Genomic DNA, 19497 nt, shown 5'->3' with positions numbered 1-19497 from the left:
GCTTATGAAATTTGTTCAAAACAATTTATTATTGTATTTTTTCCTCACAGATGGGGTGGCAGACGTCCTTTTAAGAAGTCCTAAAGTAATTGAAGTGGTTACCATTTAAAGAAACAGATAAACGTTATTTTAACATAGCTTATAGGTGCTAGGTAGAATTTTAATAATTTTTTATGGTATACATTCTTAAAAATAAGGAAAGTATATTTTTTATATTATTTGTTTAAAGGAGGAATACTAATGGAAGTTGAAATGAGTATGGATGAGGTTGTTAGTTCAATTAACCAATTACATTCAGATGGACAGATGCTTGCTAAGAAAAAAGTTAAGAAATCACACCCAGAATTAATGAGGAGTGCTCTTCACTATTTTCCTAGCTGGGAACATGCTATTAGAGAAAGTGGAATAGAATAAAAAAGATAAGAGCAAAAGAATTCTCACGTCTTTTGCTCTTATCTTTTTTGCTGCTTGTACGTATATTATAATTAGTTAGTAAGGTGCTGTGTTCACACTAACACTTTGTCATATTTTGTAGTAAGATAGATATATTGACAAGGTTGACAATGTCTATCTAAATTTTAGGGGTAGTAAGATCCAAAAACTAAAGTGGGAAAATCACTTAATGAAGTTTAGCATTATGCTAGATGAATTCATCGACGCAAATTAATAAAAATGGGGTGTTTATTTGAATAGAGTAAAGATTGTAACAGATTCTACAGTGGATGTACCAAGAGAGGAATTAAAGGCATTAGGTGTTGAAGTTGTTCCGCTTACGATTACTGTAGACGGAAAGTCTTATTTAGATGGAGTTGATATTTCTCCTAGCGATTACATACCATTATTAAAACAATCACAGGAAATCCCTAGAACCTCTCAACCTGCTGCGGGAGTTTTCACAGAAGTATATGATCGCCTCGGGGAAGATGGTAGTGAAATTATCTCCATACATTTAACTAGTGGTATGAGCGGTACGTTTAATTCAGCTCAAAGTGCTGCTCAAATGTCGAAATCGAAGGTATTGGTTATTGATTCTAAATTCATATCATTTGCATTAGGGTTTCAAGTAATAGAGGCTGCAAAAATGGCAGAACAAGGAAAAAATGTTGAGGAAATTGTTAACAGGTTAAAGACAATAAGAGATAACACGTCGTTATTTATTATGGTTGATACACTAGATTATTTGGTGAAAGGTGGAAGGATTGGTCGAGGTAAAGCTTTAATAGGCTCTTTACTGAAAATCAAGCCAATTGCTTCTTTAGCAGATGGTATTTATACTCCTGTTTCTAAGGTTCGTACTTATGTTCAATTAATTAAATATTTTCTTAAACAAATAGAGACTGACACAGCAAATAAAACAATTAAGGCGATAGGAATTGCTCAAGCCGATGCTATCATTTTAGCTACCAATCTTAAAGACGCAATAACGAAAGAAACTGGTTTTACGAATGTTAAAATTGTAGACACTACCCCTGTAATTAGTACTCACACTGGTCCGGGAGCAATTGCATTAATGTATTATACAGAGTAATATTTTTATGAACTGCAAAATTATCCCAAGCAAAAGAGGGGAATGATGCTATCAGTATCATTCCCCTCTAACTATTATCCTCTTGGTACACGTTTTGTATTCTTTTTTGCTTTAGTGATATCAACATTCTCATCAGCAAATTCTTCGTTATAGACACTTTCGGTAGGTGTAAAATTATTTTTAGATGCAGCGTTACGAAAATGTTTTCGTTTTGTCATAGCTACTTACCACCAAGCTGTTGTTCAGCCATTTGAACAAGTCGCTTAGTGATTTCTCCACCAACTGATCCATTAGAACGTGATGTGCCATCTGCATTAAGTTTTACGCCGAATTCTTGAGCAATTTCATATTTCATCTGATCTAATGCTTGTTCGACACCAGGAACAACTAATTTATTGGTTGTTGCCATCTTAATCCCTCCTTACTTAATATACTTACCATTGGGAAGGAATATATTAGATGAAATCATAACCAATAACGACAATTAAAGGGTAATAACCTTATATTGTTTTGCTAGATCTATAAGTTCACTCATCGATGAGATGTCACCAGAAGTAAGTTCATTTTCAATTCCGTAATAATCTACACATGTCTTACAAGCAAGGATTGGTATACCTTTGTTATATAGTTCCTTAATATGTAATGAGGCTAATGATTGGTTAGTTAAAGCAAAAACACCTGAATTTATAAAGAATAAAGCTCTAGGCATTTCTTTATTCTGCTTTAAATGTGTAAAGAAATTTTCTAATAATGCTTCTCCGAGTGTTTCATCGCCCTTGCCTAAAAACTGAGAATTAATGAGAATGACAGTATCTTGCATTGCTAACCTCCAAAAAATAAATTATTGCACTATTATAACCTTGAGAAGTAAATTTAGTTTGTAATTTGTTGCACGATTTCAAAATACTGTAATAAAATAGTGATTTTTTTATGAATATTGATAAAAAAATATTTTCAAAAGATAAAAAAATGCTAAAGTAGTACTGTAACTATTTATTAATTTATGACCTAATAAATACAAGTTATTAGGCAGATTTTAAAATGAGAAAGGAATTAAAAATTATGAGAGAAAAAAATCGGTGGTTAATTGCATTATCAGCAGTAGCGATCCATTTATCAATTGGATCTGCATATGCGTATAGTGTATTTCAAAATCCACTATCAGAAACATTAGGCTGGGAAAGATCACAAGTATCGCTTGCATTTACAATTGCAATTTTCTTTTTAGGTATTTCTGCAGCGGCTTTTGGTCAATTTGTTGAAAAAAATGGTCCAAGAAAATCTGCATTATTAGCAGCTGTATTGTTCGCATCAGGGATTATTGGTTCAGGTCTTGCTGTTTCCCTTGGATCACTTACGCTATTTTATGTAACCTATGGGGTTCTAGGTGGTATGGGCCTTGGTTTAGGATATATTTCACCAGTATCTACATTAGTAAAGTGGTTCCCTGATCGCCGTGGATTAGCGACAGGTATGGCAGTATTTGGATTTGGAGCAGGCGCTTTAATTGCTGGTCCAATCGCAGCACAATTAATAGGAATTTTAGGTATTGCTTCAACGTTCTACATTTTAGGTGTTACGTATTTTGTATTAATGGTAGCAGGAGCTTCATATATTGCTAAACCACCTGTTGGATGGGTACCAAAAGGTATGGAACCTGGAACTGTTAGTGGTGGGAAATACGACATTAAAGGAACTGAAGACTTAGCTCAATTAACAGCTAAGGAAGCTTCAAAGACAAAACGTTTTTATTTATTATGGATCATGATGTTTATCAACATTTCAACTGGTCTTATGTTAATTTCTGTTGCATCGCCAATGGCTCAAGAAAAAGTTGGTATGACTGCAATTGCTGCAGCAAGTATGGTTGGTTTCATGGGCTTATTTAATGGTGGTGGACGAATCGGATGGTCGAGTGCTTCAGACTATATTGGTAGATCAAGAATTTATCCAATCTTTTTTGCTATTCAACTAGTTGCATTTTTAATCTTACCAAACATTAATAACGTCATTATTTTCCAAATTTTAATATTCATCGTACTAACAATTTATGGTGGTGGATTTGCGGTATTACCAGCATTCATTGGTGATTTATTTGGTACTAAGCAATTAGGAGCGATACATGGATTAATTCTGACAGCTTGGTCAATGGCTGGAGTTATGGGACCTTTACTAGTTGCATATATTCGTGATGTAACAAATAGTTACGATGCTACTTTCTATATTTTTGCAGTATTCTTAGTAGTTGCTTTCGCTACATCCTTACTGATGGTTAAAGACATTAATAGAATCAAAGCAATTAAAGAAAAAAAGTTATCTGAAAAAGTTAGTTAATCATTTATAATGAAAAACATTTTACATGTATTGTTGAAGGTGTTTTTCTATGGGAATATAAGACAATTATTTATAACACAGTATTTGGTGATCAAGGGCGCTTGTGCTTTCCTTGATCATCTTTTTTTGCTGTATCTAGGTTTTAAAACTAAAAAAATACCAGGTCTTTATAGGGACCTGGTAAATAATGTTATGAGATTTTTGAAATCTTTACTGCGCAAGCTTTAAATTCTGCAGTACCAGAGATTGGATCGTACTCGTCAATGGTTAAAATGTTAGTAGGAACTTCCATCCAGTGGAAACTCATAAAGACATCGCCTTGTTTCATTTTTTTACAAACCTTTACCTTAACTTTAACTTTACCACGTCTAGAAGCTACCTCAACGTACTCACCGTCTTCAATGTTTAAGTTAGCTGCATCATTCTCATTCATATCAACGGTTTCTTCTGTTTGCTTTAGCTTAATATTAGGCGGATAATACCTTGATTGAGAATTTGTATTATACTGTTCGTAACGGCGCCCAGTAATAAGTGTTAATGGGTACTCCTCATCAGTTGGTTCTGCAGGAAGAGAGAAATCTACAGGTACAAATCTTGATTTCTCCTCTAATTCTACACCTTGGTGGAATCTTTCATGTAATAAAAGTGTTCCAGGGTGATCAACTGAAGGGCATGGGTAATGTAAGCCGCCTTCATTATCAAATCGCTCGTAAGTCATACCACCAAATACATCAGGTGCTAAAGTTCTAACTTCATTCCAAATTTGCTCAGATGAGTCATAACTCATCTCATAACCCATCATTGCTGCAAGTTCACAAAGAATTTGCCAATCATCTTTTGTGTTTGGATGGGCTTCAATGCCTTGTCTTGTTCTTTGAACACGACGGTCAGCATTTGTATACGTACCATCAACCTCTGCCCAAGATCTTGCTGGTAAAACAACATCTGCAATTTTCGCTGTTTCGTGTAAGAAAATATCCTGAACAATGACTAAATCAACGTTTTCAATAGCCTTTCTTGTGTGGTTCATGTTAGCATCAACCATAATTGGATTTTCTCCAATGATGTAAAGAGCTTTCATTTTTCCTTCCGTCATTTTTTCAAACATCGTAGTTTGAGTATGACCTACCTGTGGAGAAATTTTTACATCCCAAGCATCTTCAAATAATTTACGTTCACCATCGTTGATTAATTTTGAACCACCAGTTAGTTGGTTAGGTAAACAACCCATATCGCCAGCGCCCTGAACGTTGTTTTGACCACGTAGTGGCATGATGCCTGTACCTTCTTTTCCTATATTACCTGTTAAAAGGGCAAAATTTGCAATAGCAAATACGTTGTTAACACCAAAATGATGTTCAGTGATTCCAAGTGTATAGGCAATCATTCCACGATCAGCTGTTGCATACATGCGAGCAACTTCACGTATATCGTCTGCGGGAACCCCAGTAATGTCCTCTGCATATTCAGGTGTATATGATTGGACCTTTTCTTTTAATTCATCAAAGCCTTCTGAGACTCTTTGAATGTATTCTTTGTCATATAGCTCTTCATTGATAATAACGTGCATCATCGCATTTAAAAGTGCAATGTCACTACCAACTTTTAGTTGTAAATGCTTTTCGGCAGGCTTTGTCATGTCAATTTTTCTTGGGTCAATAACAATTAAACGTACCCCTTGTTTTACTGCTTTTTTAATTCGATTAGCAACAACAGGGTGTGCATCCGTTGTGTTTGATCCGATTAATAACAATACTTCTGCTTTATCAAAATCTTCAAAACGGTTGGTAGGAGCTCCGCTTCCACCGAAAACAGTTGCCAGACCGGCAACGCTAGGAGCGTGTCAGGTTCGGTTACAACCGTCAATGTTATTTGTTCCTAATACAGCACGAGCAAACTTTTGTGTAACAAAATTAGTTTCGTTAGTTGCCCTAGCGCATGCAAAAACAGACATACTTTCAGGACCAAATTCTTTTTTAAATGTTGAAAGTTTTTCAGCAATAAACGATAATGCTTCTTTCCAAGAAACAGGTTCTAACTTACCATTTTTACGTAGAAGTGGTGAAGTTAATCGGTCTCCTGAGTGTACATAATTATAGGCAAATGCTCCTTTAATACAAGTTTGCCCCTTATTAACTGTCGCCTCTTTGTCCCCCCGAACCTTTACAATCTTATTGTCATTTACTTCGACAATTAAGCCGCAACCTGTTCCGCAATAACTGCAGATCATTTTGACTTCTTTGTTCCCCATTTAAAGTTCCTCCCTTGTACTATCTATCTTTTGATGTGGATGTATAAAATTCTGCAAAAGCAGATTTTTACCATAAATGTAATTTTTTGTTCGTGATGGCTACATCACAGTTTTTTATACTATAATTAATATTGTATCAAAGTCTAAAAATTAAAAAAGGACAAAAATCACACTCTATATTCGAAAAGAGGGAATTTTTTTTGAATAATATTGGTTTAGTTTTAGAAGGTGGGGGTATGAGGGGCGCCTACACTGGTGGTATATTGGAAGTGAGCATAATTTGTTCTTTCCTTATGTAGCTGGTATATCTGCAGGTGCATGTAACGCAGCTTCCTACATTTCTAGACAAAATGGTAGAAATAAAAAAGTGATGATTGACCTAGTCGGTTATCCTAGTTACATATCTTATAAAAAATGTTACGAAAGAAAGAACTTTTTTGGGTGGATTTTATTATTAATGAAATTTCCCACCGTTCCCTTTGACTATGGTACATTTTATCAACGTTTAAGAAATACAAAGGACTTATTGAAACAATGAAAACGAGACACGAACCATTATAATTCATCATTAGATTTTATTGAAGCAGAAGAAAAAAAGGGGAATGTGTTTGTCATTAGACCCTCGCAACAGGCAACAGGTAAAGGTAGGACGTGGTGAGCGTAATGAACAGAAGTTAATAGACCTTTATTGGCTGGGTTATCAAGATTCAAAATCACTACAAAAACAGTTAGATAAATGGGTGGCAGAATATTTAACATTTCTAACTAATCTTTGAAACTATGATAAAATAAAGGTATACATACATATATATATGGGGTGGTTCTTGTTATGAACACACGTAAAGCATATCGAATGCTAATCGTTGTCCTTTTTTTTGCGTTTATAAGCTTGATATCCAGATCTATTGTTTATTTAATTTTATCAGTATTAATTGCTACAATTATCATTTTTTTATTAGGTAATGCAAAAAAAAAAGATAAAGTAAATAATGTAATACACACATCTTTAGCACCAAAAGATAAAGGGAATTTATTAGTGAAAATATTATTGGTAGTAATGGCGGTAGGTTTTCTACTGATTGCCTATGGGGCATTGTATTTCATAGAGGCACCATACTTTCTTCAAATAATTCCATTACCTGAACAATATCTGACCGTAATTGCTATACTTGCTGTAGGGTGTTTTGTTATTGTAGGTAGCCTATACTATTTCATTAAGGAATTACTAAATGAAGAAAAATAATAAGCTTAGATATTGTGGGTATATTGAGTGGGCTTGCGGTATTGACTAAAGTTCCGACTATTATCTAAATAAAGAAAAGATAAAACACTTTTTGGTGATAAAATAATACCTGTAGTACATCTATTATTATAGGTAGAAGTTCTTCCTGAACTCCTTGAAGGGGAAAGTTTTATCTGACTCTTCAGGGGCAGTAATACTATGCTCAAAACCTTGTAAAATTAGATCGGATTAACTTCCCCTAAGGCCGAACAAGTGAAACTAATATACAGTGATGTCGAAGGAAAACCTACTGTATTTAATTTAATCGAATTACTGATCTTATACACGAAAGGATGGTTGTTATGCTCCTTACGTTAAAAGAGAAGAAATATTTAATGAAGTTGTTAGCAAAGCAAAAGAGGAATTTTTGGAGCTCTAAAGAAGAGCAACAAATGGCAAAAGAGCTATTAAAAAAGTTTGAACAAAATACACGTAATGAAAAAGTTAATGATATGAAAGAATCAAAGTTGTAACTCATACCTTTTGGTTTTCCACTTTTTTAGTAGGTGGTTAAGACCAAAAGGTTTTTTAGTAATATTACAAACGATACTCTCTAAAAAAATTGTAAGTTAAACAAAAAATAACATGAAATTGTGAAAAAGTATTTTATTCAAAGCAATAAATCATGTACTTATCTATTTAATAAAATTTTTTGTAGATCATTATTATAAACTATCAAAATTATGTTCGATTTGTTATTCTAGTAACGGTTTACAATGAAAGGAGAAGGTAATCATTTCTAATCAAGTTTTATTTTTCAATATGAATAAGCGATCTTTTTTGTTGGTACGAAGAGTAATGATTGTAGTCACGTTATTTCTTACTATGTCTTTAGTCGGTTGTATTCAGCCTGAAGAAACAAGTAGCAATGTCGAACGTGGCAAACCTAGTCAGAAAATTAGTGAGGCTTCTTTTCACTTTATTGACGTAGGTCAAGGTGACGCTACACTATTAATTGGTCCGGATTTTTCAGTGCTTATAGATGCGGGAAGGCACGATCATAATGATGTGGTCCCATATTTAAAAAAGCAAGGTGTTAGTCACTTAGATTTAGTTGTTGGAACGCACCCTCATGCAGATCACATTGGGCAACTCGATAAAGTCATCGAAGCTTTCCCGGTTAAGGAAGTGTGGATGTCTGGTGATACTCATACTACCAGAACATTTGAGAGAGTCATCAATGTGATTATTGAAAATGATATCGACTACTATGAGCCAAGAGTCGGTGAAAATTTTCAAATTGGGTCATTACATATTGATGTAGTCAATCCATTAGAGTTGACTGGTGATTTTCATGAAGGAAGTATAGGCTTAGTTGCAACCTATGGAGAAGTAAGAATTTTGTTCACTGGGGATGCGGAAGAGCAAACAGAGGATGAGATGTTAGAAAGGAAGGAAGACATTGAAGCTCAAATCTTCCAATTAGGCCATCACGGTTCTTCCACTTCTAATACAAAGAAGTTTCTTGAAACCGTAAATCCTGAAATAGCAATATACTCTGCAGGAGTTGAAAATTCTTATGGACATCCACATCGGGAAGTAATTGACAGGTTAAATAAGATGAATATTTCTGTATATGGAACAAGTCAAAATGGAACGATCGTGATAAAGACAGATGGCATAAGTTATAGTATTGAAGTGAGTGAAAAAACGGAAATAAACGAGGCGAACGAACAAGAACTGATTTCAAAGCCATGTATCGATATTAACACAGCTTCTCTAGATGAGTTAAGGTTGATTACTCACATTGGAGGAGAAAGAGCGCTACAACTAATTGAGCTACGCCCATTCAATAATGTAGAATATTTGACGAGGGTTGATGGTATAGGGAAGGGAAGGCTAAATGATATTTTAGAACAAGGCAAGGCATGTGTTAATTAATATGAAACAGTATTTTATTACCACTCTCTAAATCCTACATTAAATTTAGCAGAAGGTGCATCCTATTAGTATGTACGAATACGTATAGGAGGTTTTTTTATGCGCCGTTTAGCAACGTTGTTTAGTATCGTAATGATAGGAGTTATTGCCATCTGGTATGCAAATGATCATCACAGAGATGAATATCAAGGACAATCATTAATGCAGAAGCAGGCTGTTGATCAAGTTTTAGCTGAAGATTTAGCATTAACGACATCATTATTTATTGACCAGCTAAAGAGTCAATTATTACGTTGGAGTGAACAAGATTTTTCTAATGAGGAACTTCAAAAAAAGTTTCAGGAAGAGTTGATTACTCACGACCACTTTGAAGCATTTGCCCTTGTAAACAAAGGTGAAATAGAGTATATGATCGGGGAAATTCATGAGCAAGATTTAAAGAAATTAAACCATTCATATGATGGGATAGAAAGCTCAGATCCTTATACGAAAGATGGAAATGAGTATATGTTGTTTAGTTGTACTACAGCTGATGGTAATGAAGTACTAGGAGAAGTCGATTTATCTTTCGTAAAAAAGTATGTTCGTGATTTAGCGCATGTAGCAGATGCAAATGGAAATTTATTCATTGGCGGAGAAGATGTAGAAGTTGAATTTGAGGGGGAAGGAATTCGTCCTTATGGTGCGACTGAGAAAGTTCCAGAACTTGGGTGGGAAATATCTGTACAATCTGAACCAGATACTGAAGTAGGGCCAGATTATGTTGAACATGAAGTAATTATTAGTTTTGTTCCTGGGGTCAATGGCGAACAGTGGATTGAAGATTCGCAGCTAGTTCTCGTGAAAAATGGTGGCCCATATTATGTTGTTCGCGATCAAGCGAGAACAACTGACAAACTCGTTTATGAATTAAGTCTTTTAGAAGAAGTTGAAACTGTAGAACCTAACTATTTTTATACAAAGCAGCAAGAGTCATTTGTTAGAAGGCAAGGCGATTTTCCAAACGATGAATTTTTTGAGCCGTATCAATGGAATTTGACGCAAATCTTTGCAGAAATAGGGTGGAATATTACAGGTGGAACTGAAGATATTCCAATTGCTATTCTTGATAGTGGTATTGATCCAAATCATGAAGATTTAAAAGAACGTATTTTGTATGGGTATAATGCGTTTAAAGATGATGATGAGTTTTTTGACGAACATGGTCATGGAACTCATGTTGCTGGTATTACAGCAGCAACAACAAACAACCTAACAGGTATAGCGGGGGTTTCTTGGTTTAACCCAATACTACCAGTCAAAGTATTAAATGAGAATGCTGAAGGTACAGCTTTTGAAATTGCTAATGGAATAAGGTGGGCTACGGATCATGGTGCGAAAGTTATTAATATGAGCCTTGGTGATACCTTTAATTCAAAGATTATGCATGATGCTATTCGTTACGCTTATAAAAATGATGTAGTTTTAATTGCAGCTGCTGGCAATGACAATGTGGAAACACCGATGTATCCTGCTGCATATGATGAAGTTATTGCCGTTTCGGCAGTTGATGATAAGCGTCATAAAGCGATTTTTTCAAACTATGGAAATCACATTGATGTTACTGCCCCTGGTGAACATATTCCAAGTACATTTCTTGATAATACCTATGTTATGATGTCTGGAACGTCAATGGCAGCTCCTCATGTGGCAGGACTAGCTGGGTTAATTAGATCTATAAATCCTAGCTTAACAAATGACGAGGTAGCAAAGGTAATAATAGACTCAGCTAATGACATTGGACCTAGAGGATTTGATCCATATTATGGTCACGGTGAAATAAATGTCGTAAGAGCATTACAGATGTTAGAAAATAATTAAAAGGTTTCATAAAGGCGTTTAACTGGCAACAGTTTCAAACGCCTTATTACATATGGGGTGTCGAATTTCTATTGTAGAGTATTGTTTAAAGATCAACATGTCCGCTTCATTATGATAATACAATGGAAAGTCATATTATAAAAAAAAAAAAGAGGCTGAATTCGACAGCCTCTAAGTATTTTTAGGTACTATTATCTTAAGGAGCGATACCCTTAACATGATTGAATTTTAAATTGTACTAAGTTTAGGAGCTCGTCCAATTCTTGGCTACATTTTATGGTCTTTTTCGATGTCATACCTGTCATACTTGCTAAGTAAATCATTTGCATGCGTTTTTTCTCAATTACTAGTTGTAACATTTCTTTCGGGTTCACTCCTTAAATCTGCAGTATTTAATTATCAATATTGATATTAATTATTCTTATATTATTCAACAATTTTATGAAAATTTAAACCGTTTCGCTAAAACTAGTCATTAGTCACCTTGATTAGATGAAAAGCAGCAAGATTATCTCTGATTCGACAGTATATGTGTTACTTTATTCCTTTTAATACTCTATTTCATCATAGTCTTTTGGTTGTGGTTCTCTATCTTCAGGTGTTAGTATGTCATATTTAATTTTTACTTCTTTTTCATTGGTTTGAGCTTTACGATTTTTTGTTGTTTGTGCAACATCTTTTTTCTGATTCATCTTTTTCACCTCTTTTTAGGAATTATTAATATATATTTTTTCCTGTTTGGGTGAATTTTATAAACCCAATAATTAAGGGCTCCAAAAGTATACCTAGTTTAAAGCAGACTGATACAGCTATATATATTATCTTTGTAGCTTACAGACCTTTATGAAGAAAGCCTTCGTATTTTTTTATACGATCAGAAAAATACTCTATTTTCTGATCGTATAAAAAAATCCTACCTAAAAAATTTAGATAGGATTCTATATGGTGTATGTATAATTTTGGAAATTAGAATTAACTAATTAATTCAGTTTGAACCTCTTCAAAGAAATATTCAGGTTTACTACCACCTCTAACCATAAGCTCTCGCATTAATGAGTGATACTGTTTAATGGATAATTTGTTATTTAAATAACATAATAAGGCAAAATCCATTAATTGATTTACGTTTCCTGGTTTATCATTTTTTTCAACAATAAATTTTTCAATAAGCATTTTGACTATCATGAATATCCCCCTTGTTAAACTATTAACTATTAAAAGCGCTTTAATGACTTACTTTCTTAATATTAGCATGTAAAACAACTTTTTTCCTCAATTAGAATCTTTTAAGATTAGACACCTTCTTTCATAATTACAAGTGGTTTTGCATAGTTCGAAGAATAAAATGTAAAAAAAGATAACATTAAGTAATAAATCTAGAGAATATCAGAGAATTTATATTATTTTATTTTTCTTTTATAATGTTTATTTGTCTTGTTAAGAAAACATTCCTACTTGAGGGTCTGAAGAGAAAAAGTTCTCAATTTTGACAATAGTCTATGTCTAGTTATCACGAAATACATTTTTGAGTATAAAATTTTGTTTGCTTTTCCCATATTGATCATTGTAATTTATACATCGGTATTATTTTCACCGAAGGTTCGAAAATTAACCTTGACCTTTATAATAATTAATGAATTCTTGCAATGTTTTTTGATGTTGATCATTAGTTACTATGTCATGAAACAAAAAACAATAAAATCTTTATTATTTGAACCAGAAATTACTTGTAATAGGTAAGCCCTACTTCAAACAACGCATATAAAGACGTAGCGCCTCCTGGTACGATACAAGTATCAAATAAAGGAGGTGCTTTTCTTATGCCACAAAAAAAATTAACAATTGTCCCCGTTACACTTCACTCAGAAAGTAAAAATCTCGATACACCGATGCCGCCGGCAACACTTTCAAACAGCATTTGCATGATCAAAAAGGCAGACGCTGAAATCTCCTTCTTCCACGGCGTAGATGAGCGCACGATCCAAACCGTGATGAGGGAGTTGAAACATCTATGAAACAGGATTATTAAAGGAGGTGCTTTTCTTATGCCACAAAAAAAATTAACAATTGTCCCCGTTACACTTCACTCAGAAAGTAAAAATCTCGATACACCGATGCCGCCGGCAACACTTTCAAACAGCATTTGCATGATCAAGTATCAAATAAAGGAGGTGCTTTTCTTATGCCACAAAAAAAATTAACAATTGTCCCCGTTACACTTCACTCAGAAAGTAAAAATCTCGATACACCGATGCCGCCGGCAACACTTTCAAACAGCATTTGCATGATCAAAAAGGCAGACGCTGAAATCTCCTTCTTCCACGGCGTAGATGAGCGCACGATCCAAACCGTGATGAGGGAGTTGAAACATCTATGAAACAGGATTATACAAGTGTGAAAAATATCTATATCATTTGTGGAAAAACCGATATGCGGAAGGGCATCGATGGATTAGCCACACTGGTTCAGGATTGTTTCGACCTAGATCCGTATAGCGATTCGATTTTCTTATTCTCTGGTTGGAGTAAAGATCGCTATAAATGTTTATATTTTGACGGTGATGGCTTTGCCATGCTTTATAAACGGTTAGATAACGGAAAACTTCAATGGCCTAAAAATGAAAACGAAGTACGTAATCTTTCCCAAAAAGAGATCCGCTGGCTTCTTGAAGGGTTATCTATTGAGCAGCCAAAGGCGATTCTTCCATCATCAAAAGGAGTATTCTAAAAGTTGTAACGCAGTGAATTTTATCTTTATTCCACCGTTCAAACTAGTTATAATAAAAAGAGCGAATTTGAACGAAATGTGGTGAAGCATGTGGTTAACGGTCCTTCTAGAAATGAAATTCAGTCCGAAAAATTAATTCGATTGCTTGAAGAGCAATTGGCTCATTCCAATCAACAAAACCAAGAGTTATCAAAAAAGTTGGATCAATCGTTGAAACAGAACGAAGCGTTATCACAACAACTTCAACACTTAACAAAACTCTTATTTGGATCTAAAACAGAAAAGTCGAAATATAATATGCCCGATGGGCAAATGTCATTGTTTGAAGACGATCCGTCTTTTAGCGATTCTGAGCACACAGAAGAACAAAGCCAACNGACGATTTCTTATACTGTTGTCCGAAAAATACAAAAGAAAAAAAGAAATGATTCTTTGAAAGCCAAATGGTTGAAATCGGTAGTAGTATCGTGCGTGAAGAAGCGGTATTTATCCCTGCAAGGATGAAAAAAGTAAAGCATATTGAACATGCCTATGAATGTACAAGCAACTGCAAAAGCGATTTAGCCCATTCTGCGCAGATTAAACGTGGGAAAGCTCCAAAGCCAGCTATTCAACGTAGTATCGCAAGTCCTAGCGTACTAGCCAAAGTCATACATGATAAATTTGCGCTATACTTACCACTTTACCGTCAGGTCAATGAATGGGGACGTTACGGACTAAATACAAATGATAAAAACCTTTCTAACTGGGTCATTCGCGCTGCACATGATTGGCTATTGCCTATATACGAGCGAATGAAAGATATGATGATGTCTAAATCTGTCCTACATGTCGACGAAACTTACTCACAAATTATCCGTCGTTCTGATGGGAAATCAGGTCAATCTAACGCCTATAACTGGGTATATCGAAGTGTGCCAAGCCAAGGACCTACGATGATTTTGTTTCAAAGCTCCCTATCACGAGCCCGATTTGTTCTTGAAAGTTTCATAGAAGGTTATACTGGAACGATCATTTGTGATGGTTACTCCGCCTATGATAAGATTGGTGGAATTACTTTCGCAAATTGTTGGGCTCATTATCCAAGAAGATTGATTATCCGAGAAGAATTGAGAAATTCCGCATAATTACTTTATTCCTTATCTTTTTTCTCGAATAATTATGATCTCCTTATGCAATGATGGAAGTGTAACCATACAATTGTATAGGAGGTTTATCTTATGGAAAAAGAGAAACAGTCAGTCGAACAACTAACACATGGATTGTTAGAGGAGCTTCAAATAAAATGCTATGGAAAGGAAACACTAAATAATTACCGGCGAATATTAAAAAACCTTGCACTATATATGCAGCTGAATGAAAAATCTACGTATTCTTCCGAAATCGGGAAAGCCTTTGTTGAGGATTACATTTCCACTCATGAAATAAGTGTTTCTTTTCAAAAGACAATTAGTACAGTAATAGGAAGATTAAGCGATTATTGTGATGGAAGGGAGTATTCACTTCAACGGAAGAAATCTTCTGTTAAGTTGCCGGAAAACCATGCGGTTTTGCTTGAAGATTACCTGTCATTTTGTAAGCAGGATGGAAATCGATCAGGAACCATTAAAAGAAAAAGAAAATTCTGTGGCGATTTTCTGATCTTTTTGATGGCTTTGGGATGCAATGACATAAGAGATATAAATTCCACACAGATATGTAAAGCCTGTTTGATGTTTCATAATAAGGACGCTTGGGCGGTTATCCGAATGTTCCTTAAGTATCTTTACAAAAAAAACGTGATCGAATACGATTATTCCACCATTGTCCCCCATTATACAAGACCATTTATGGTCCCTTCCACATACTCGGAAGATGAAATCCTCAGGTTTGAAAACGCTATAGACCAGTCAAGTAAAATCGGAATACGTGATTATGCGATGCTACTTCTTGCTACTCGGCTTGGGATGCGCTCTGGAGATATCGCAGGCTTGACTTTTGATGAAATAGATTTTGAGGGAAATTCTATTCACATAGTTCAGGAAAAGACCCTACAACCGCAAGAATTACCACTGCTCCCAGAAATAAAAGATGCTCTTATGAATTATATTGAAAACGCACGTCCGACAGATAATGATGAATGTCGTATATTTCTCCGTCAGAATGCTCCTTATCAGGGGATAACCACTTCGGCTATTCGATTTGCAACTACAAGATATTTTCGAAAAGCCGGCATTGACATTTCTGATAAAAAACATGGGTTACATACATTCCGGTCATCTCTCGCTAGCTCCATGGTTAATAATCAAGTACCGTATGATGTTGTACGTAAAGTGCTTGGACATACGGATCCAAACGCAATAAAGCATTATGCAAAAGTTGATATAGAGCGTTTACGTGAATACGCAATAGCGGTACCAGCACCTTCCGGTGTGTTCGAAGCTTTTCTGAATGGAGGGCGGAGTTATGCCGGACTTTAAAAGCATCTTGCGCATTGAGTTTGCCGATTTCTTATCAATGAGAGAAGTTGTACTAAGTGAAAGTGCTTATGCTCATGATTGCCATTATCTTACCTCCTTCGATAGCTATTTGATAGATTGTAATCTTCAACATAAGGAGATTTCTGAAAGTGTCATAATCGAATGGGTTAAGAATTTATCAGGAAAAAGCAGTTCCGTTGCCAATAAGGTTATTGTTATACGACTGTTTCTCCGGTATTTAAGCAGTATTGGTATTAGGGTTTTTATGCCGCCAATACCGAAGGTTACAGATGATTATATCCCGTATATTTTTTCTGACGAGGAATTGAAAAGGATTTTTGCATTATCCGATAATATTACCCTTACAAAGAGCCAACCGAATCCTTATATCCAGCTTGAATTTCCAATGATGCTCCGAATCATGTATGGCTGTGGGTTGCGCGTGGGGGAAACTCTAGCTTTGAAGATGAAGGATGTGGATCTCGATGGTGGGATCCTCATTCTAAAACAGACAAAAGGAGACAAGCAACGGCTAGTACCTATGCATCAGACCTTGACTTCAATCTTGATTAGATACTGTTTAGCGATGGGGGTGATAGGAAAAGCCGAAGCATTACTGTTCCCCAGTGCAATACAGGAAATACCACTTTCTGTAAAAGCTGCCCGTAATAAACTCAATACCATACTGAAATATGCCGGCATATCGTTGAAAGGTAGAGCAAAACGGGAACGTGGACCATGTCTTCACTGTCTGAGGCATGTGTTTGCCTTTAAATCCTTTGCAGAAGCTGAAAAGTCAGGGCGATCGATTGACGCTTCTGTTCCCTATTTATCTATATATCTGGGACATGACAGCCTTAAAGAAACCGAGAGTTATCTAAAGTTCAGTAGCGAATTATATCCTGAAGCTATGGAACTGTTTGAGGATTACACACTGCAGGTTTTCCCGGAGGTATCTTATGATGAATAAAGCATCTGATTTTTTAAGGCTCCTTGACGCTTTTATTACCACCTGTGTTCCGTAGGTGCAAGTCCCAATACAGTTAAATCCTATAAATATGCATTCCGCCTGCTCATCCAATTTATGTACAAGGAAAAAGGAATCGAAGCTGACAAAATAACCTTTGAAAAACTTGACTATATAACATTAACGGAATTTTTTACATGGATTGAATCGGTGCGTGGTTGCAGTGCATCTACTAAAAACCAACGGTTGTCTGCAATAACCTCTTTTTCTGCTTATGCACAAAACCGGGATTTTGCTGCGGCTACTGTTTTCAGGAATAGTGTGAATAAGATTCCAATGAAGAAAAGTCAGCATAAGCAAAGGGCGATTCTTACCCGTCAGGAAGTCACAATACTTTTATCCCTTCCTAATGATAATAGGAAAATTAGTCTCAGAGATAAAATCTTGCTCAGTCTTATGTATGCAAGCGGAGCACGTGCACAAGAAATATGTGACCTTACGGTCGGAAATCTTCAGTTTCATCAAAAAGGCGCTACATTAAATATTACGGGGAAAGGCAGAAAGAGCCGCCGCATCGGGATTCCTATCGCCTGTGCCACCCCGCTTAAGCAGTATATCGAGCACAGAAAAATCAGTGATAAACCTGAAAGACATCTATTTTCAAGCCAAACGCATGAGCATATGACAGTATCTTGCATAGAAGGTATATTCAAAAAATATATAACCATTGCTAAAAAAGAAAAACCGTCCATGTTTCTTGCTAGTAGTTATTCACCTCATTCTATGAGACATACAACTGCCAGCCATATGCTTGAAGCCGGTGTTCCTCTGGTTGTAATAAAAAATTTTTTGGGTCATGCATCTTTACAGTCGACTCAGATTTATGCAGATATTTCCCAAGACACAGTTAATAAGCATTTAAAAGAGTGGAATGAAAAATGGTACCCTTCAAATATAGATGAAAGAAAAACTTCTCAAAGGTCAAATAGAATTCCAGATTTTCTAAATTAAAAACCGAAATTTGTATCGAATAATTATCTAAGAAAAAAGAGAAGAATTACTTTATTTTAAAGACCTACAGTAATTCTTCTCGGATAATCAATCTTCTTGGATAATGAGCCTTATCCGAGAACTTAGATAAGGCTCATGTTCGTCGTTATTGGTTGAAAGCAGACAGCAAAAATGGCCAAATTGGTGTGAAGTATTGCGATGAGTTGTATCAATTAGAAAGGAAATTTAAACATTTGTCTCCGAGTAAGCGTAGAAAAAAACGACAAAAATACTCAAAGCCAATTGTGGAGAAATTCCTAAACTGGGTTGAAACATCACCATTTTTCGGAAAAAATGCCCTCGCCAAGGCAGCTGAATATACTTTAAACCGAGCGAATGGGCTCAAAGCTTTCTTGAACGATGGTCGCATTGAAATCGATAATAATCCAGCCGAAAACGCCATCCGTCCTAATGTTCTTGGGAGAAAAAACTGGCTCTTTTCAGTCAGTGAAGCTGGTGCCAAAGCAAACGCCATCTGTTTAAGCATCGCGGAAACCGCTAAAAGTAACGGTGTCGATTTCTACGAATACATAAAGAAACTTTTGACGGATCTACCGAATATCGGCATCCATCAAAACCCTGAAATTTTAAATCAGTACATGCCCTGGTCCAAAATGATCCAGGTATCATGTATGAAAAAATAAATATGCCGTATATTCGATAAAAAAGTCGTGATATACGGCTATTCGTCATGCGTACCGGAAAGGTGCGCTATTTTTTATATTTCGGGCTTACTTCATTAGTGTCAATATTCTTTTCACATTCACTGTGAAAATAGCCATTGCCCCTTGCAGTTGCATGCCAATTAGACCCGAGGATTCTGCAACATCGTACCCGTGTCTATGTTTTAATTCACTATTTTTAGCTTCTATTTTGTAGCGCTCTTTCGACTTTTCTTTAAAATAGTCGCTCTCTTGAAACTTTATTTGTTCTGCGCTATTTTTTATATTTCGGGCTTACTTCATTAGTGTCAATATTCTTTTCACATTCACTGTGAAAATAGCCATTGCCCCTTGCAGTTGCATGCCAATTAGACCCGAGGATTCTGCAACATCGTACCCGTGTCTATGTTTTAATTCACTATTTTTAGCTTCTATTTTGTAGCGCTCTTTCGACTTTTCTTTAAAATAGTCGCTCTCTTGAAACTTTATTTGTTCT

General features: G+C 35.4%; 23 protein-coding genes and 5 pseudogenes. 18 read left to right on the top strand and 10 right to left on the bottom strand.

The annotated features are described in order from the left end of the window. The first annotated feature begins 240 nt into the window (after window positions 1-240). Both BKP37_RS19960 and BKP37_RS07090 read left to right on the top strand, forming a co-directional pair. Window positions 241-414, top strand: coding sequence for a hypothetical protein (locus tag BKP37_RS19960; protein ID WP_169823098.1), 174 nt, complete (start codon window positions 241-243; stop codon window positions 412-414). Between the two features lie 271 nt (window positions 415-685). Next, on the top strand, window positions 686-1528 hold the full coding sequence (locus BKP37_RS07090; RefSeq protein WP_071308912.1) for a DegV family protein: 843 nt from the start codon (window positions 686-688) through the stop codon (window positions 1526-1528). Between the two features lie 74 nt (window positions 1529-1602). Here BKP37_RS07090 and BKP37_RS19955 read toward each other — a convergent pair whose 3' ends face one another. The 3 genes from BKP37_RS19955 to BKP37_RS07080 form a co-directional block, all read right to left on the bottom strand. After that, window positions 1603-1746 (bottom strand): hypothetical protein, encoded by a 144-nt coding sequence (locus BKP37_RS19955; RefSeq protein ID WP_169823097.1) that lies wholly within the window; start codon window positions 1744-1746, stop codon window positions 1603-1605. Between the two features lie 2 nt (window positions 1747-1748). After that, window positions 1749-1937 (bottom strand): alpha/beta-type small acid-soluble spore protein, encoded by a 189-nt coding sequence (locus tag BKP37_RS07085; protein ID WP_071308911.1) that lies wholly within the window; start codon window positions 1935-1937, stop codon window positions 1749-1751. Window positions 1938-2012: 75 nt separating this feature from the next. After that, a complete protein-coding gene (locus BKP37_RS07080) occupies window positions 2013-2348 on the bottom strand; it encodes a DsrE family protein (RefSeq protein WP_071308910.1) in 336 nt (111 codons plus the stop codon). A gap of 221 nt (window positions 2349-2569) precedes the next feature. Between BKP37_RS07080 and BKP37_RS07075 the strand changes: the two genes are divergently transcribed. Next, window positions 2570-3862, top strand: a complete 1293-nt coding sequence (locus BKP37_RS07075; RefSeq protein ID WP_245712462.1) for an L-lactate MFS transporter — start codon at window positions 2570-2572, stop codon at window positions 3860-3862. 190 nt (window positions 3863-4052) lie between these two features. Here the strand turns inward: BKP37_RS07075 and fdhF are convergent, their stop codons facing one another. Both fdhF and BKP37_RS20855 read right to left on the bottom strand, forming a co-directional pair. Further along, window positions 4053-5978, bottom strand: a complete 1926-nt coding sequence (gene fdhF, locus BKP37_RS20860) for a formate dehydrogenase subunit alpha (protein ID WP_342707769.1) — start codon at window positions 5976-5978, stop codon at window positions 4053-4055. Next, window positions 5955-6092 (bottom strand): annotated as a pseudogene (locus BKP37_RS20855) (hypothetical protein); the annotation flags it as partial. The pseudogene BKP37_RS20855 and the gene fdhF, both read right to left, overlap by 24 nt. 629 nt (window positions 6093-6721) lie before the next feature. Here BKP37_RS20855 and BKP37_RS20955 point away from each other — a divergent pair. From BKP37_RS20955 to BKP37_RS07045, 5 genes are all read left to right on the top strand, one after another. Then, on the top strand, window positions 6722-6889 hold the full coding sequence (locus BKP37_RS20955; protein WP_425424978.1) for a hypothetical protein: 168 nt from the start codon (window positions 6722-6724) through the stop codon (window positions 6887-6889). A gap of 53 nt (window positions 6890-6942) precedes the next feature. Further along, window positions 6943-7356, top strand: a complete 414-nt coding sequence (locus BKP37_RS07055) for a hypothetical protein (protein WP_071308906.1) — start codon at window positions 6943-6945, stop codon at window positions 7354-7356. 341 nt (window positions 7357-7697) lie between these two features. After that, window positions 7698-7868 (top strand): hypothetical protein, encoded by a 171-nt coding sequence (locus tag BKP37_RS19950; protein ID WP_169823095.1) that lies wholly within the window; start codon window positions 7698-7700, stop codon window positions 7866-7868. Between the two features lie 325 nt (window positions 7869-8193). Next, entirely contained in the window at window positions 8194-9276 is a 1083-nt protein-coding gene (locus BKP37_RS07050) for an MBL fold metallo-hydrolase (protein ID WP_084034581.1), read from the top strand. Between the two features lie 99 nt (window positions 9277-9375). After that, window positions 9376-11136: a S8 family peptidase gene (locus BKP37_RS07045; protein WP_071308904.1), complete on the top strand. Its 1761-nt coding sequence runs from the start codon at window positions 9376-9378 to the stop codon at window positions 11134-11136. A 212-nt stretch (window positions 11137-11348) separates the two neighbouring features. Here BKP37_RS07045 and BKP37_RS19135 read toward each other — a convergent pair whose 3' ends face one another. From BKP37_RS19135 to yppF, 3 genes are all read right to left on the bottom strand, one after another. Continuing rightward, on the bottom strand, window positions 11349-11495 hold the full coding sequence (locus BKP37_RS19135) for an aspartyl-phosphate phosphatase Spo0E family protein (protein ID WP_084034580.1): 147 nt from the start codon (window positions 11493-11495) through the stop codon (window positions 11349-11351). A gap of 189 nt (window positions 11496-11684) precedes the next feature. Next, window positions 11685-11828 (bottom strand): hypothetical protein, encoded by a 144-nt coding sequence (locus tag BKP37_RS19945; RefSeq protein ID WP_169823094.1) that lies wholly within the window; start codon window positions 11826-11828, stop codon window positions 11685-11687. A gap of 280 nt (window positions 11829-12108) precedes the next feature. Then, window positions 12109-12321 carry a YppF family protein gene (yppF, locus tag BKP37_RS07040; protein WP_071308903.1) on the bottom strand — a complete coding sequence of 71 codons (213 nt, stop codon included), beginning with the start codon at window positions 12319-12321 and terminating at the stop codon, window positions 12109-12111. Between the two features lie 635 nt (window positions 12322-12956). On the opposite strand from yppF, the gene BKP37_RS07035 reads away from it, so the two are divergent. The 10 genes and pseudogenes from BKP37_RS07035 to BKP37_RS20675 all read left to right on the top strand — a co-directional run. Beyond that, complete coding sequence (locus tag BKP37_RS07035) at window positions 12957-13151, top strand: hypothetical protein (protein WP_071308741.1); 195 nt, start codon at window positions 12957-12959, stop codon at window positions 13149-13151. Window positions 13152-13181: 30 nt separating this feature from the next. Beyond that, on the top strand, window positions 13182-13337 hold the full coding sequence (locus BKP37_RS19940; RefSeq protein ID WP_169823093.1) for a hypothetical protein: 156 nt from the start codon (window positions 13182-13184) through the stop codon (window positions 13335-13337). Next, a complete protein-coding gene (locus tag BKP37_RS07030) occupies window positions 13319-13513 on the top strand; it encodes a hypothetical protein (protein ID WP_071308741.1) in 195 nt (64 codons plus the stop codon). The genes BKP37_RS19940 and BKP37_RS07030 overlap by 19 nt, the downstream gene beginning before the upstream one ends. Continuing rightward, window positions 13510-13863 carry an IS66 family insertion sequence element accessory protein TnpB gene (tnpB, locus tag BKP37_RS07025; RefSeq protein ID WP_071308902.1) on the top strand — a complete coding sequence of 118 codons (354 nt, stop codon included), beginning with the start codon at window positions 13510-13512 and terminating at the stop codon, window positions 13861-13863. Before BKP37_RS07030 ends, tnpB begins: the two co-directional genes overlap by 4 nt. A 90-nt stretch (window positions 13864-13953) precedes the next feature. Further along, window positions 13954-14301: pseudogene (locus BKP37_RS20430) on the top strand (IS66 family transposase); the annotation flags it as partial. A 5-nt stretch (window positions 14302-14306) separates the two neighbouring features. Then, window positions 14307-14981: pseudogene (locus BKP37_RS20425) on the top strand (IS66 family transposase); the annotation flags it as partial. Between the two features lie 102 nt (window positions 14982-15083). Beyond that, a complete protein-coding gene (locus BKP37_RS07010) occupies window positions 15084-16322 on the top strand; it encodes a tyrosine-type recombinase/integrase (RefSeq protein ID WP_084034579.1) in 1239 nt (412 codons plus the stop codon). Beyond that, a complete protein-coding gene (locus BKP37_RS07005) occupies window positions 16309-17292 on the top strand; it encodes a tyrosine-type recombinase/integrase (RefSeq protein WP_071308899.1) in 984 nt (327 codons plus the stop codon). The genes BKP37_RS07010 and BKP37_RS07005 overlap by 14 nt, the downstream gene beginning before the upstream one ends. Before the next feature lie 42 nt (window positions 17293-17334). Next, the gene (locus BKP37_RS07000) at window positions 17335-18300 is read left to right on the top strand and encodes a tyrosine-type recombinase/integrase (protein ID WP_211271429.1); all 966 of its coding nucleotides are present in this window, start codon (window positions 17335-17337) and stop codon (window positions 18298-18300) included. Window positions 18301-18431: 131 nt separating this feature from the next. Beyond that, window positions 18432-18983: pseudogene (locus tag BKP37_RS20675) on the top strand (IS66 family transposase); the annotation flags it as partial. Window positions 18984-19070: 87 nt separating this feature from the next. Here BKP37_RS20675 and BKP37_RS19125 read toward each other — a convergent pair. Next, window positions 19071-19271, bottom strand: a pseudogene (locus BKP37_RS19125) (transposase); the annotation flags it as partial. Between the two features lie 24 nt (window positions 19272-19295). Further along, the coding region (locus tag BKP37_RS06990; RefSeq protein WP_211271428.1) for a transposase at window positions 19296-19497 on the bottom strand (202 nt) is incomplete at its 5' end.

The sequence above is a fragment of the Anaerobacillus alkalilacustris genome, assembly GCF_001866005.1.
GTDB lineage: Bacteria > Bacillota > Bacilli > Bacillales > Anaerobacillaceae > Anaerobacillus > Anaerobacillus alkalilacustris.
The sequence above is the reverse complement of the archived record's forward strand: the minus strand, read 5'-3'. Positions and strand labels throughout refer to the sequence as shown.

Coding starts and splice junctions, on each gene's coding strand:
- BKP37_RS07085 (WP_071308911.1), bottom strand. CDS start 1,937: ATGGCAACAACCAATAAATTAGTTGTTCCTGGTGTCGAACAAGCATTA.
- BKP37_RS07075 (WP_245712462.1), top strand. CDS start 2,570: ATGAGAAAGGAATTAAAAATTATGAGAGAAAAAAATCGGTGGTTAATT.
- BKP37_RS07080 (WP_071308910.1), bottom strand. CDS start 2,348: ATGCAAGATACTGTCATTCTCATTAATTCTCAGTTTTTAGGCAAGGGC.
- BKP37_RS07035 (WP_071308741.1), top strand. CDS start 12,957: ATGCCACAAAAAAAATTAACAATTGTCCCCGTTACACTTCACTCAGAA.
- BKP37_RS07055 (WP_071308906.1), top strand. CDS start 6,943: ATGAACACACGTAAAGCATATCGAATGCTAATCGTTGTCCTTTTTTTT.
- BKP37_RS07050 (WP_084034581.1), top strand. CDS start 8,194: ATGATTGTAGTCACGTTATTTCTTACTATGTCTTTAGTCGGTTGTATT.
- BKP37_RS19945 (WP_169823094.1), bottom strand. CDS start 11,828: ATGAATCAGAAAAAAGATGTTGCACAAACAACAAAAAATCGTAAAGCT.
- BKP37_RS07010 (WP_084034579.1), top strand. CDS start 15,084: ATGGAAAAAGAGAAACAGTCAGTCGAACAACTAACACATGGATTGTTA.
- BKP37_RS19950 (WP_169823095.1), top strand. CDS start 7,698: ATGCTCCTTACGTTAAAAGAGAAGAAATATTTAATGAAGTTGTTAGCA.
- BKP37_RS19955 (WP_169823097.1), bottom strand. CDS start 1,746: ATGACAAAACGAAAACATTTTCGTAACGCTGCATCTAAAAATAATTTT.
- BKP37_RS19960 (WP_169823098.1), top strand. CDS start 241: ATGGAAGTTGAAATGAGTATGGATGAGGTTGTTAGTTCAATTAACCAA.
- tnpB (WP_071308902.1), top strand. CDS start 13,510: ATGAAACAGGATTATACAAGTGTGAAAAATATCTATATCATTTGTGGA.
- BKP37_RS07005 (WP_071308899.1), top strand. CDS start 16,309: ATGCCGGACTTTAAAAGCATCTTGCGCATTGAGTTTGCCGATTTCTTA.
- yppF (WP_071308903.1), bottom strand. CDS start 12,321: ATGATAGTCAAAATGCTTATTGAAAAATTTATTGTTGAAAAAAATGAT.
- BKP37_RS19135 (WP_084034580.1), bottom strand. CDS start 11,495: ATGTTACAACTAGTAATTGAGAAAAAACGCATGCAAATGATTTACTTA.
- BKP37_RS07045 (WP_071308904.1), top strand. CDS start 9,376: ATGCGCCGTTTAGCAACGTTGTTTAGTATCGTAATGATAGGAGTTATT.
- BKP37_RS07030 (WP_071308741.1), top strand. CDS start 13,319: ATGCCACAAAAAAAATTAACAATTGTCCCCGTTACACTTCACTCAGAA.
- BKP37_RS19940 (WP_169823093.1), top strand. CDS start 13,182: ATGCCACAAAAAAAATTAACAATTGTCCCCGTTACACTTCACTCAGAA.